Consider the following 14,263-nt stretch of genomic DNA (forward strand, 5'->3'; position numbering starts at 1 on the left):
GCATAAAAAACTGAAATAAAAGGCTGTCAACCTATGTTATTACTAGTGGTTGATAGCCTTTTTTTGTTCTAAACCTGGGTTTAACTAAAACCTAAAACCTAAAACCTAAACATCTATTTCACGATGAGGGCTTATTGCTCTTCAACACTTAAAGAATACTGTAAAAATTTAGCCCCTTGACTAGATTTCTTATTGGCAACAACCTTGGCTCCAATATCAATATATTCTCCAGCAGCCCCTGGGTTTTCTAGCCCAAGAATGGGGAAGGTTTTGTAGGTTACATTTTTATAGCGTACTCTGAAGTTTTTAAGTTGAATAAGAGGTTCGTTCGCTAGGCTAATAAAGTTGATATCAATAGGGGCTGTCGAGTCTGAAGTAATGTAATATCGGCCTTGTGAGTAGTCATTATCAAGCAAGATAGAATTGGTAGAGTTGCCAATTGCTCCCTTCCAGTTAACCACAACAGTTGTACTACTACCGTTATTTTGTAATACCGTCGGAAAAGTAATTGGCTGAATTTCAGTAATAGAGATTTGAGCTGATACCATTTTCGTTATACAAACCAAACCAATAATGCAAATAGACTTCAATAATTTCGAAGTTATCATTAGATTTTGTTTAATCATATAAAACCACATTGTATATAAAATTACTCTTATTATTAGTCACTTAATTAATTAACATGCAAAAATACCAATTAACAACCAACAAATAGCTTAAAGCTTTAAAATTAGCAGTTATTAATGACCAATACGCCTCGTATTTGAACGACATCATTGCATCGGTGTTACAAAAGGTCAACAACACAGAAACGATCCGCAAGCGATCCAATCGAGCCTTTTCGATTGACTGAATGACTCAAATTTAAAACGAGCTGTACACTTAATGAGCAATTAAACACTTATTTATCACTGCTGTCACCCCGCCACAAACCCAGTACAGATCTTGATTACTACTAAAGCAACAAAGTTGAAAATAAGAGTCTTTAAATCTTATAGAGAGCGATCATACGTATTTTCAGTAACTTATTAATTTTTCCAGTATCTAATACTAATGAATTAGAAAACCTTAATCTCAATCCGTTATACCTTAGAAGATTTAGCGATAACAGAACTCTTGGTTACAAGTGTAACAATAGTGTTGCAAAATATTTCAATACTGTTACTTTTATTTTGCCCAAGTAAATAAGTCCTTGTTTACAAGAGACAATAACCCATACAAAAAATGCGGGCATACTAAAACTATAATATTATTACCTTGGAACACTAAAATGACTCATAAATTACTATTATCTACACTTATCGCATCAACCCTTCTACTTTCAACTCAAGCTGGTGCAGAAGATGCTACTGGTACTGCAAACTTCCAACTTGTGTACCCTATTACTGTTGCTGAAACTGAAGAAATGGAATTTGGTGATGTATCTATCGCTGCTGATGGCCAGTGTGCTTTAGATTATTCAGATGCAGTAACTGGTGCAGCTTGTGTTGCTGGCGGCGCAACAGCTAATACAGGGCTTTTCACTGTAACCGCTGCTGACGGAACCGTTAACCTCTCTCTTTCAGCCGCAGATACTTCAGTTCCAGGTGTTACATTCACTCCAACACTTGCTAGTGCAACTGGTACTGTTGCAAGTAATACTTTAGCTGTTGATGTTGGTGGAACGTTAGATATCCTTGCGGCTACAGCAACTCCTGGAACCCACGGATTAAGTTACACACTTTCAGTTACTTACTAATCTCATCATTACCTCTTTATTGAGTAACACGGATTAGTCGTGAGTAAAATTTCGCGGTGTAGATTCAAAATGGATCGCCGCGAGATTTTGATCTAATCTCAATCTTTAACAATAATGCGCAACATTAATTTTTAAATAATACGTTAATCTAGATTCAAGTAAGCTCGAAGTAAGCTAACGACAAAAATTATAATAATTGCAGACTATTGCATGTAAATTTAGCTGGGCAACATCATGAAATTAAAAATAATATTACTGATCACGATTGTGATTAATCTCACCTCTTTCGCACATGCCAATCTTCTTGTGACACCTACCCGTGTTGAACTCGATAACAAACGAGATAAAAGCGCGGTATTTTCTTTAGTAAACAAGAGCAACCAAACATCACGATATGAAATTTATCTTGAAGACAAACAGTTATTACCTTCTGGTGAATTTGAAATCATAGACTCTGAAACGAGCACCACATCACTTGCAAGCTTTACCCGTTATTCCCCAAGAAGAGTGAGCTTAACACCTGAACAAGGCACGCGGGTGAGACTGGCAGTGAGACCGCCAAAAGACATTAAACAGGGTGAATATCGCAGTTATATTGTCTTCCATCAAATTCCCCTCGCGCCTACCAGTAGCGAGCAAACTACCGATAAAACCGATAGTTTAAGCTTATCTGTGACAGCTTACTTACGCATCGCTATACCTGTCATTATGCGAGTAGGCGAATTAACCGCTCAGCTTAATATCGCTAATCATCAAATATCCGATATTGAAGGACAGCAACAGCTTATTGTGTCTATTACCCGCCAAGGTGAGCGCAGTAGTTATGGTGATATTGAAGTATTTGATGCCAAGAGTGATGAATTAATCGGTAGCTCAAAAAATGCGGCGATATATACTGAAATGACCCATCGGGCGTTTGCGGTTACCCTTAATAACAAGATTAAACCTGGCACTGATTTAGTCATTAAATACGTTGAAAATGACGGATTATTTAAGCCACAAACTATCGAACAGAAAATAACCCTCTAGTACTTTAAAGGCATCATATAGATAGAGAATTAACTGGAACAAATGCTATTACAGCATGTAAATCGATTACTAAAGTACACCTTTGCCATAGTCATACTGCTACTTTATATCGAACTGGTGAACCCAGGGCTTGAGTCATCAATGCCCTGGAAAACTGATTCTGGCACTTTTTTAGCCACATTAAAAAGTATCCCTGCACAGCAAAATACTTTTTATATTCGCGATACAGCCTCTATTCAAGATACCGCCAGTGAGCACCCTCCAACACCTGATTTATCCAATGCAGTCTTGCCAAATCAAACTGCGCATATAAATGAAACAGTTAAAGAAGTTGTACCAAAGAGCTCTTCAGAGCAGATTGTCCGTAAGTCAGAAATTCCCAAAACAATCATTAAAACTCAGACTGAATCAAATTTAACGCAACAAAAAATCAGTTCCGTTAACTCTAGCTCTAAGCATAAGTCTGTAACTACACCTGTGGCTGCACCTTTCATAGAAAAGGCTCAAGCCAAACCACAGATATCATCTCAATCAACTCCTGAAGTGGTGACTAAATCAATTTCCAATAAAATACACCATGCTGCTCAAGAGCCTAATATTCTCACCCTATCAGCACCGACGAATCCCATAGTAGATAAAGTGGCTTCCAAAGACATAACCACTAAAGTGAAATCTAGCGCCAACATCGCTGAAACTAACTCGTTTGAAACCTGCTCAAATATTATTAACCGCACTTACACTGAATCAACAACCAATGAAGAGCAGTTTCTTGTTACCCAATTTAACTATGGTTCTGAACGGCTAAGTGATGAGATGTTTATTTATCACGATAACGGCGTAATCTATTTACCCATGCAGTTTCTTGCAGACAACTTAATGCTGCCATTACAAGTTGAAATAGCGCCTCTCACGCTGGCAGGCTGGTACTTATCATCCGATAACAGTATTGATGTAAGCCAAGGTTTAATGCGTTATATCGCGCAAAATAGTCAGTGTAATCATAGCCCAAGTTCAGTATTCAAAGATGACTGGGATATGTACTTGGAACTTTCAGTCGTAAAACAAATGTTGGGGCTTGAAATTACATTTGATAATGCAAGGCAACTGATCAATATCACTGAAAATAGCTTGATTCCGTTGAGCCAGTTAATCGCCCGTCAAAAACGGTTTCAGCAATTCAATGATCAGAAAAAAGCCAACGTTCCAATTAACCAACGCCACATTGATACGGGTTATGCCAATATAGGCGATTTAGCCGTACATGCAGATTTAGGCGTTTCTCAACGCAAACAAACTGACACTGATAGAGTCCGTTTTGATGGCTTTATACAAGCTAGAACCGATATCCTCGGTCATAGTGCATATGCAGGGTATTCGTGGTCAGAATATGGTGAATCCCTCAACGCCTATATCGAGAAAGAAATGGCCGATACTTGGGTTAATTACTATCGTTTAGGCAGTATTGATTCCCATAATTTAGCGCTAGTTTCCAGTGCGAGCTCCGGTGATGGAGTTATTATCAATACGGGAGATAGCTTTATCGATGATATTCGTTACCTTGTTGTCGATGGCGAACTTGAACCTGGCTGGGATGTTGAATTGTATCGAAATGGTGGATTAATCTCTGTTCAAAGAGTGACAGATAATGGCCAATACCGATTTGAACAAGTGCCTTACTACATTGGTTTAAATCAATATCAACTGCGCTTCTTTGGTCCCAATGGTGAAACCCGTACAGAATCTTTCAGTAAGTTATTAGACCCTTCTCAAATGCAAGCTAATAGTTTCGGGATGAATTTCGGTGTCATGCAGCGAGAACAAGATGATCTGCAACAAGTCTATGCCAGCGCAAATTGGGCTGTGACTGATAACTTCAGTGCTGGCGTGGCAATAATTGAACAACAAATATCACAAGATAAGTGGCTATTTAGTCCTACAGTCTCAGTAAATTTCCTGACTGATAACAGTGTCTGGCAAATTAATCTAACTGGAAACGATACAGGATCGGCTGCCAATATTATCGCCCAAGGCAGTAATAGTTTGGTGGATTGGCAGGCGGAATGGGCACAGTATGATAATTTTGAGTCTTGGGACAATGAAAATAATCGCCTAAAACAACGCGCGAATATAAACCTCAGTGGCAACATCAGCGACACCAATATGAGCTGGGGAGTCAATGGCCGTTGGCAGGACCAAAATGTTGCTAATGATAGTCTTTATCTTGCAACGACGATTGCAGGGCAGTTGCAGCACCTATCCTTAAGCAATGAACTCAGCTGGCAAAATAGTGCCGAAAATGAAAAGTGGGCCAATAGATTGGCTCTTTCGGGGCGGGTTGATGACTGGTTCTTGCGAAGTTACGCAGATATCGCCTTATTGCCCACTACTGAGCTAACTCAGTTAGTCTCTAATGCGAGCACTTCCTTTTCAGATAGAAGTAACTACCAGTTTGAAGTACGTTATCAACCTTTAGCAGAGGCCGAAGTCACGTTCAGAAACTCACTATCCTATTTTCTCGATTCTAGCACCTTAAGACTGACCGTAGAAAATGACTCTGAAGGTGATTGGTTTGCGCAATTTAAATGGAGCAGTTCAGCGTTATTTATTTCGGCAGATAATACTTGGTTGCTAGATCGAGTCAGTCACTTAAACACTGGCAGTGTTAAAATTGTCGCTTTTCAAGACGACAACAATAATGGCCAATTTGATGACAATGAATTACCGATGGCAGGATTAAGGTTTTCTGGTCACACCAACTCAGATAATGAAACTGACGATAACGGTCAATTATTAATTACCCATATTCAAACCTCAAGACCCCATAAATTAGTTCTCAATGAGCGCTCACTGCCTGACCCTTTTCTATTACCACTCAATAGTATTTTGATGATTGAAGCGCACCCAGGTAATGTGGCCGAAGTGCTATTTCCTGTTCTATTTACCGCAGAACTTGATGGGGAGGTTTATTATGAAAACGACGTTGCCGCTAAAGGTGTCTCTGTCACCCTAATTCATGCCGATAAAACAAAGTATCATGCGCGGGTGGAATATGATGGGGTATTTATTTTTGAACAACTTGTGCCAGGTGATTACCAAATAGAAATTAATAACCAATTGCAATCAGAAACCGTAACCTTAGCGCCTGGTGAATATGTGACCTTTCCCACACAAACGATCGCCAGAAAGCAATAATCAATCAATAACACTGTTTATAAATCCACCAGCTATTACACTCTATATGATGAATTAAATTAAAATCACTAATAGGGAGTTGCTGATGTCACTTTTTATGCTCGCAACAGCCATTGCCCAAGCAAATTTCACCCTCGTTGCGCCTGTCGCCATAGAACAAACTCAAGAACTAAATTTAGGTAATATTACCAATCAAATGAGCGTGTATTGTCAGTTAGACCAGCATCAGAGACAAGGTAATGGTTGTATTGCTTCTGATAATCAACTGGGTCAGTTCATGCTCACTGGTAATGAACAATCCAATGTTGAAGTGATTGTTTATGCTAACAGCGGCGATGATATTTTATTTACGCCTATTTTACCTAACGGTAGTCAGCAACAAACATTTCAATTAACCCAGCAAAGCACCATGTTCGAAGTCGGTGGAAAGGTCGATGTATTACACGAGCAAGCCAGTGGCCATCAAACCTTGTCGTATACCGTCGAAGTAAACTATCAATAGAAACTCACTATCAATTGATTTTAATTATAAAATGAGCAACTTCGAAATAATCAATCGTCCACACCAATCACCATCATCTGAAATCAATCGTCGCAATTTCAGCACAGATACCTAATATTCAGCATTTATTCGCCATTTAATTAGTCAAATGCACCTAATTCCTGTATAAGCTTCGCCTCTACTTAGATTTTTCACTAATGGTATGACTGGTGTTGCTATAAACAAGCATGACTGCCGTTATTAAAACCGTTTTAATCTCTTAATATTAAATGATGGGCAGGTACAATTATGTCAGATAAATTTTTCTTTAAAGGCCGTCAAACGCCAAAACCTGCTTACGGTCAAAGTGGCTACAATACCAAGCGCCAAGCCAAAATAGGCACTGAAGCAAACCCGTTAGTATTAAGCGTGCAAACAGAAGCCCGCATGCAAGAAGTTCAGCAAATGGTTGAGCAACGTAAATTGCTTGCAAACATAACCGTTAACTCTGATGTCGCTGAAGATATCTTGCAATTGGAAGGTATATTAAATAAACCCACAGCGGTAACAGCGGAAGCTAAGATTAACCGTAATGACCCATGCACCTGTGGCAGCGGTAAAAAATATAAGAAATGTTGTGGTTAGAAGCTGATCTTGACCAAAGAGTCAAAAACCACTTGTGTACATAATAAATATTTATTAAAGCAAAACTTCGGTTTTGCTTTTTTTTTTACTATATTTAAAAGAGTTAGGGAATTTAGCGCCTTTTTGAAATATTTTTTGCTTAGCCACGTTCTTATTATTTTAACCACCTTCTATCTTACTAAAGACAACAACTTAAGCACAGCATGATTGTTTTAAACTATAGAGTCGGGACTTAGCACGACTTAGGGCATCCAGCTAATAAAATACTAGAGGTAAATGTGATCAAACATTCAAAGGTAAAATACAGACTCATAGCTGGAATAATCTTTCCCCTCTTAAGCTCACCAGTCCTCAGTAATAACTTTATGGTCATTGATTCAATTAATACCCCCATGGCTAATATGGTTGTATATCTCACACCCATAAATGAAGATTATAAGCAGCAACAGCTGAAAATGCCGGTTAAAAAACCTGTTGAAGTTCATCAAGAAAATAAACAGTTCAGCCCCTATATCACCGTGATGCAAAAAGGTTATCAGCTAAAGTTTGTTAATGACGATGACATTACCCACCATATCTATTCAGCATCTGGACCAAAACGCTTTTCTTTTAAATTACGTAAAGATAGCTCTCAGAAAGATCTTGTTTTCGATCAGGCAGGACATATTTCTATGGGCTGCAATATTCATGACTGGATGAGTGGGCATGTTCTTGTGGTTGATACACCATTTTTTGGCGTGACAAATAACCTAGGTATGGTTGAATTTAATAGCATACCTGAAGTTCAATATCGCCTAGACATTTGGCACCCACAGCTACAAACTAACAATAATACTTATAGCCAAACTGTCACTACGCCTTTACTTGAAACATTGACGATTCAAGTTAATGCGTCAATGGATGAAATCCCTACACAACAAAGTTTAGATGACTTCGAATTCTTGGAAGGTTATTAATGCTTAAATTCTTTAGCAGTATCCAAACCAGAATATTCGCCTTTTTCATGTTGCTACTCATTGCTGTACAGGCAATTTCCTTTGCTTTGACTTATTTCGCCAATAAACGTCTTGAACAGCAACAACTCGAAAGCCAGCTTTCAATTGCCGAGTTAGTATTTAAATCAGAATACGATAATCGTAATTATTACTTAACGGCATTTGCCGAAACAGCAGCAAAAGATTTTGGTTTAAAAGAAGTCTTTATTGATGATGATAGGCGAAGCTTTTTAGTTGCCTTAAACAATCATCGTAAACGGATTAATGCAGACTTAGCCATTGCAGTCGATAAACAGGGCAATATTATAGGCCAGTTATTAACAACCCCAGATGGTGCAAACAAGGGCAAAGTCAAAGTAGGCCCCGAACAAGGTAAGCAGTTTCGTACGCCTCTAGCGACAGAGTTTGAAGTGATAAGTCCACTGTATTCTTTAGATAACTATATCTACCAGTTACGTTTTTCACCTTTAACCAGTGGTGCATCAAATATCATTGGTTGGGTCGGTTTTGGCTTTATTATTGGGGATGAATTAGCTCAGTCAATATCTAATCAAACAGGCTTAAACACCGGATTTATACTGGCTAAAGAGCAGCAAAAAAATCAACTAATCAGCTTATCAAGCAACACTTATTCTATAGATGCTAACCAAGCAATTGATAGTTTCATTCAACATAATCACCTTCATGACGACTACATTTTATGGCAATCTGCATTAGGTAAAGTAGAACTCAACGGCGCCAACCAAGCTCAACTTCATGCTTTCATGTTCCTGAGCCGTAATGACGCCCTTCAATCGTCCCAAGAATACTGGTTTCAGCAATTATTGCTGCTGTTAATAATATTACCCATTTCACTATTCGTAGCATTTATCATCGCCCGAGGTGTCACTAAACCACTCACATTACTGATCAAACAAGCGAAGTATATTGCCAAAGGAAATTACAACTCCAAAGTTGAAGTGGGAAATAGTGCAGAAATGCGAGAACTCGCAGAAGAGTTTACTGTGATGCAACAAGCCATATTAAGCAGAGAAAACAAAATAGCTTTTCAGGCATATCACGACCCGTTAACTAACCTTGGCAACAAAAATGAGCTAACACGGATCACTTCTGCTTGGTTTGAGGCGAAGTCCCCTATCGCTATCTGCCAGATAAATATCCGCCGTATGACAGAGATAAACGGCACACTCGGCCATGTTGTTGGTGACTTGGTCATTAAAGAAGTGGGACTTAGGCTGGCTAGCTTTAACGAAATAGATTCTATTTGTCGCCTTAATGGCGATGAATTTGTTGTCGCGATTGAACACTCCGATCAGAAAAAGCTCATTCAATCAATAAACCATATTCAAAAATCTATTGAAGCTGAATATTGCTATCAAGACATATCTCTGCATTTACAAACAACTATTGGGGTTAGCTTTGTTCATTACCCTAGCGATCTCGAAACGCTACTTCGGCAAGCTGATACAGCACTTCAGCATGCAAAGAAAAACCGTTTACATCTGCAAATTTACCATCAACAAATTGATGTTAATACACTAGACAGGCTGCAATTAGTCAATGACTTAAAACCTGCCATTGAACATGATGAGCTAGTGTTATTCTACCAGCCTAAACTTAATCTAAAACTCAACAAAGTCACTCATGTGGAAGCTTTGGTTAGATGGCAACATCCAGTAAGAGGCATGATCCCACCTGATAGCTTTATCCCAATTGCTGAAAAAATGGGACAAATGAATGCCTTAACTCGATGGGTCATTGATCAGGCACTCAGCCAATACCTTCAATGGAAAGAACAAGGGATTGAACTGTCAATTGCTGTAAATATCTCAGCGGAAAACTTAAAAGATGACCAATTCTGTCATTACGTGTTACAAGCCATTAAAGATAAACAAGTCCCAATAGATGCCTTAACATTAGAGATCACCGAAGATGCTGTGGTCGCCGATCCTGAGTATGCAATAAAACAACTTACAGAGCTCAGACAACAAGGGCTGACACTCTCTATCGATGACTATGGTACGGGATATTCATCATTGGCTCAGTTAAAGCAATTACCTGTTCAAGAACTTAAAATTGATAAATCTTTCGTACAAAACCTTATGGTTAATGAAGATGACCAAATTATTGTTAGCTCCACGCTGCAGCTCGCACATAATCTAGGATTAAAAGTGGTAGCGGAAGGGATTGAAGATGAAGGTTCACTAAAGTGGCTAACGCAAAGAGGCTGCGAAATGGGGCAAGGCTTTTATCTCTCAAGGCCAATTGAAGCAAAGGCGCTAACAACTTGGTTATCACAATCAGCTTATAGCTAGGTGAGCGATTAATCCGTAAAAATAACAACAAGGTTCACGGATGAAAAAATGGATTTGGATTTTACTTATATGTAGCAACACCACTTTAGCTGCTGAGCATAGCGTTTCAGCCATTATCGATACAAGGCTCAGTCATACACAAGGGATAGACTCTTATGCTAACGGCGGTTTAGGAAAGTTTCGTTTCGATGAGGGCAACCAATTATCATTAGCTCAAGCAGGACTAACCTATAAAGTCGATTGGGAAAACCCACTTTCAGCTCAAGTTACCGCTAATGGATATATTGATGGAACTCGCGATGGTATAGGACTGACAGAAGCCTTTATCAAATACCGAGGCCTGCCCTTGGATAATGGGCTTAGATTACATGCGAAATTAGGCTTAATGTACCCGAGTATTTCACTGGAAAATATTGCCACTGCTTGGTCTTCTCCTTACACGCTCAGTTACTCCGCTATTAACAGCTGGCTAGGAGAAGAATTTCGCCATCTTGGGGCTGAATTAACTCTAGAGCGTCTTGGAAAGTTCCACTCTTCTAAGCATGACTTTTCAGTTTCGGCAGCGATATTCCAAAATAATGATACTGTCGGAGCCATGCTAGCTTGGCATGGCTGGACAATAAGTTCTAGGCAAACCCTTAGTCACGAAACTTTACCTTTAAGTAATATGCCAAGCCTTGATGGGGGCAGCCTTGATGAACAAGCTAGAGATTCAGCCCCTTTTATTGAGTTAGATAATCGCTTTGGCTATCACGTACATGCTAAATGGAAGATTAAAGGAAAAGGTGATTTTTTTTTTGGTTACTACGATAACAACGCCGATACCACCATTGTCAAAAATGGCCAATATACCTGGTTAACTCAGTTTTACCATGCTGGGATGAGATTTCGACTTCCATACAAAATTGAGCTTATCAGTCAATTTATAAATGGGGATACATTAATGCAATCACCACAGGCCATTGATGTGGTGAATAATGAGTATCAATCAGCCTTTTTACTGTTAAGTCGCCGTTGGGATAAGCACCGTATCACAATGAGAGTAGAACATTTTGATGTCACTGATAATGATCTTACGCCTGATGATGACAATAATGAAAAAGGCCAAGCTCTGACCGCATCTTATCAATATCGATTATTAAAAAATTGGTTTATCCAAGCCGAGTATAATTATCTTGATTCAACACGCCCTGCTCGCATTGAGCAGAATTTACCTTCAACGTTAACTGAACAGCAATATCAACTGGCTACACGTTGGTATTTTTAATATTTCGGACATATTCTATTGCAGCTATCAATTTCATTAGTATCAATCACATTACTTTGACGCCAAAAGGCATCTGAACTGCTGATTAACGGGTATATTGAAGAACGGACGCTCTAAATTAAAATTTGACCAATTCGATGTTTTTCTATTCATTTTGTTTGCCAAACATCCCAATATCACAACTAGTCTAACTTTCTGTAACCGTTCCTTTGGTAAATCCTCACAAATTAGGTAAAGTGTCAGCCGACCTATGTTAATAATAATCATAATAAAGGGTGACATATGAGTGAAAGTTCACACTCGGGTAACGACCTAAGTGAAGTAAAACAGCTAGGCATGTGGGCGTCCATTGCCAGCTTGAGCTATATATTTTGGATAGTGGGCGGCATGGAGCTGGTTGAGCGTATCGCTTACTATGGCGTTAAAGCCAGTGCGGGTTTATACGCTAAAACACCAGTTTCTGAAGGTGGTTTAGGGATTAGCCTAAGCGACTATGGTGTCATTATTGCGATATGGGCAATGATGCAAACCTTCATTCCCGTGTTTACCGGCGGTATTTCTGACCGCGTCGGCTATAAAGAAACCATCTTTGCTTCCACCATAATCAAAATTATGGGCTATCTAGTGATGGCTATGTTTCCAAGTTTTTATGGTTTTTTGATAGGGGCAATTTTGCTCGCTGCGGGTACCGGGGTATTTAAGCCAGGTATTCAAGGTACCTTAGTCTTATCTACAGGACGACAGAATACATCAATGGCTTGGGGGATATTTTACCAAGTGGTCAATATTGGTGGTTTCCTTGGTCCGTTAGTCGCTGTACATATGCGCCAGCTATCCTGGGATAACGTGTTTTATGCCTGCGCAGCGATAATTTCATTCAATTTCTTGTTTTTATTGGCTTATAAAGAGCCAGGTAAAGAAGAAAGACTTGAACGCAACCGCAAAATTAAAAGCGGCGAAATTAAACAAGAAGCACTGTGGCGTGATGCTTTACACGAACTTAAAAAACCTGTGGTCATTTACTACATGTTAGTGTTTGCTGGCTTCTGGTTCTTATTTAATGCCCTATTTGATGTATTGCCGATTCATATTGCTGAGTGGGTTGATACCAGCGTGATTGTGACCTCTTTATTTGGCCCTGAAGGTACTTCTAATGGCTTCTTCCAGTTTTGGTTAGGACTTGATAATACAGGCACAAAAGTCATGCCTGAGGGAATGCTTAACCTCAATGCCGGCATGATCATGACCACCTGTTTCTTAGTGGCTGCGCTTACTGCGAAATATCGGATTACCACCGCTATGTTAGGTGGTTGCTTATTGAGTATTTTGGCATTTGTATTGATAGGAGCTACCAATGCTGCTTGGATGATTGTTTTGGCCATTGCGCTATTCTCTTTTGGCGAAATGATGATTAGCCCTAAGAAAAATGAGTTTATGGGTAACATCGCCCCTGAGGGCAAAAAAGCCATGTATTTAGGCTTTGTAATGCTTCCGCAAGGGATAGGCTGGACACTGGAAGGTTATTTCGGCCCTAAGCTATATGAAATCTATGCATCGAAAGAAATTTTCTCTTTGCAGCTGTTAGGCGAACGAGGTATGGATGCAGCAAGTGTTGCAGCAATTCCTCAAGGTGAAGCCTTTAGTACACTAGTCGCGTACACTGGTGAACCTGCACAAGAGCTAACAACATTATTGTATAACACACATAATATCGGTATGGCGTGGTACATCATTGCTGCTATTGGCACTATCTCAGCTGTGGGTATTTTCTTGTACGGTAAGTGGTTGTATCGTCTGCAGCAAAGCTAATAAACTGAGTTAAACCCAAACAAAAAAGCTGACCCAAAGGTCAGCTTTTTTATTATGAACCGAGCAATTAAAACGTAATTAAGCTGCTTTTAATGTCTCGTTAGTGTCTGCTACAGAGACAACTTGAGCTTGCTTTAGCTCACCAACAGGTAAAATCACCCGGCCATATTCAGCGTTTAATACTTGTGCCATGGCAAAATAAATTGCACTTGCGCCACAAAAAATGCCTTCAAAACCTGCAATCGTACCTATTAGTGCTGAACCGGTGAAATCACGGGCTGCAAGTAGGAAAAATAATATTGTTAATGAACCAAATACCACCTGCTTAGCACGAGGGTAACGCAATGAACCGACGAACATAAACGCAGTAAATACGCCCCACAAACCTAAATACCACCCCATAAAGCTTGCTGAACTTGCTTGTGAAATGCCCATTTCAGGCATAACTAACAAGCCCACTAACGTTAACCAGAATAAACCATAAGAAGTAAATGCAGTGGTGCCAAATGTGTCACCACGCTTGAAACACATCATGCCAACAATCACTTGACCAATACCGCCATAAAATATCCCCATAGCAAGGATCATTGCATCAATCGGGAAAAAGCCCGCATTGTGAATGTTCAATAATATGGTGGTCATACCAAATCCCATTAAACCTAAGGGTGCTGGGTTAGCTAATGGTTGAGATACTGGTAACGGTGTCGACATGGCTTGCTCCTAAATGATACTCACTGAGTATGGGCAGGTTTTAATGTAGAGCTAGTGGGTAGATAAATCGGCATAAAAACC

General features: G+C 39.4%; 11 protein-coding genes. 9 read left to right on the forward strand and 2 right to left on the reverse strand.

The genetic code is table 11. The features are described from left to right. Positions 1 to 131 precede the first annotated feature (131 nt). A complete protein-coding gene (locus LMH66_RS01475) occupies positions 132 to 626 on the reverse strand; it encodes a hypothetical protein (RefSeq protein ID WP_229367908.1) in 495 nt (164 codons plus the stop codon). A gap of 644 nt (positions 627 to 1,270) precedes the next feature. Here LMH66_RS01475 and LMH66_RS01480 point away from each other — a divergent pair. The 9 genes from LMH66_RS01480 (at position 1,271) to LMH66_RS01520 (ending at position 13,471) form a co-directional block, all read left to right on the forward strand. Continuing rightward, the gene (locus LMH66_RS01480; RefSeq protein ID WP_229367909.1) at positions 1,271 to 1,738 is read left to right on the forward strand and encodes a hypothetical protein; all 468 of its coding nucleotides are present in this window, start codon (positions 1,271 to 1,273) and stop codon (positions 1,736 to 1,738) included. A gap of 234 nt (positions 1,739 to 1,972) precedes the next feature. After that, complete coding sequence (locus LMH66_RS01485; RefSeq protein WP_229367912.1) at positions 1,973 to 2,767, forward strand: hypothetical protein; 795 nt, start codon at positions 1,973 to 1,975, stop codon at positions 2,765 to 2,767. Positions 2,768 to 2,809: 42 nt separating this feature from the next. After that, positions 2,810 to 5,959: a carboxypeptidase-like regulatory domain-containing protein gene (locus tag LMH66_RS01490; RefSeq protein WP_229367924.1), complete on the forward strand. Its 3,150-nt coding sequence runs from the start codon at positions 2,810 to 2,812 to the stop codon at positions 5,957 to 5,959. 85 nt (positions 5,960 to 6,044) lie between these two features. Then, positions 6,045 to 6,461 (forward strand): DUF4402 domain-containing protein, encoded by a 417-nt coding sequence (locus tag LMH66_RS01495; protein ID WP_229367926.1) that lies wholly within the window; start codon positions 6,045 to 6,047, stop codon positions 6,459 to 6,461. A 288-nt stretch (positions 6,462 to 6,749) separates the two neighbouring features. After that, positions 6,750 to 7,085 (forward strand): PBPRA1643 family SWIM/SEC-C metal-binding motif protein, encoded by a 336-nt coding sequence (locus LMH66_RS01500; protein ID WP_229367928.1) that lies wholly within the window; start codon positions 6,750 to 6,752, stop codon positions 7,083 to 7,085. 365 nt (positions 7,086 to 7,450) lie between these two features. Continuing rightward, on the forward strand, positions 7,451 to 8,041 hold the full coding sequence (locus LMH66_RS01505) for a hypothetical protein (protein ID WP_229367929.1): 591 nt from the start codon (positions 7,451 to 7,453) through the stop codon (positions 8,039 to 8,041). Next, on the forward strand, positions 8,041 to 10,395 hold the full coding sequence (locus LMH66_RS01510; protein ID WP_229367931.1) for an EAL domain-containing protein: 2,355 nt from the start codon (positions 8,041 to 8,043) through the stop codon (positions 10,393 to 10,395). The genes LMH66_RS01505 and LMH66_RS01510 overlap by 1 nt, the downstream gene beginning before the upstream one ends. 40 nt (positions 10,396 to 10,435) lie before the next feature. Continuing rightward, the gene (locus tag LMH66_RS01515; protein WP_229367933.1) at positions 10,436 to 11,662 is read left to right on the forward strand and encodes a hypothetical protein; all 1,227 of its coding nucleotides are present in this window, start codon (positions 10,436 to 10,438) and stop codon (positions 11,660 to 11,662) included. 282 nt (positions 11,663 to 11,944) lie between these two features. Further along, positions 11,945 to 13,471: an MFS transporter gene (locus tag LMH66_RS01520; RefSeq protein ID WP_229367936.1), complete on the forward strand. Its 1,527-nt coding sequence runs from the start codon at positions 11,945 to 11,947 to the stop codon at positions 13,469 to 13,471. Between the two features lie 78 nt (positions 13,472 to 13,549). Here the strand turns inward: LMH66_RS01520 and LMH66_RS01525 are convergent, their stop codons facing one another. Further along, a complete protein-coding gene (locus tag LMH66_RS01525) occupies positions 13,550 to 14,182 on the reverse strand; it encodes an acetate uptake transporter (protein WP_229367938.1) in 633 nt (210 codons plus the stop codon). Positions 14,183 to 14,263: the final 81 nt, after the last annotated feature.

The sequence above is a fragment of the Shewanella sp. 10N.7 genome, from assembly GCF_020806285.1.
In the GTDB taxonomy this organism is placed as follows: domain Bacteria; phylum Pseudomonadota; class Gammaproteobacteria; order Enterobacterales; family Shewanellaceae; genus Shewanella; species Shewanella electrodiphila.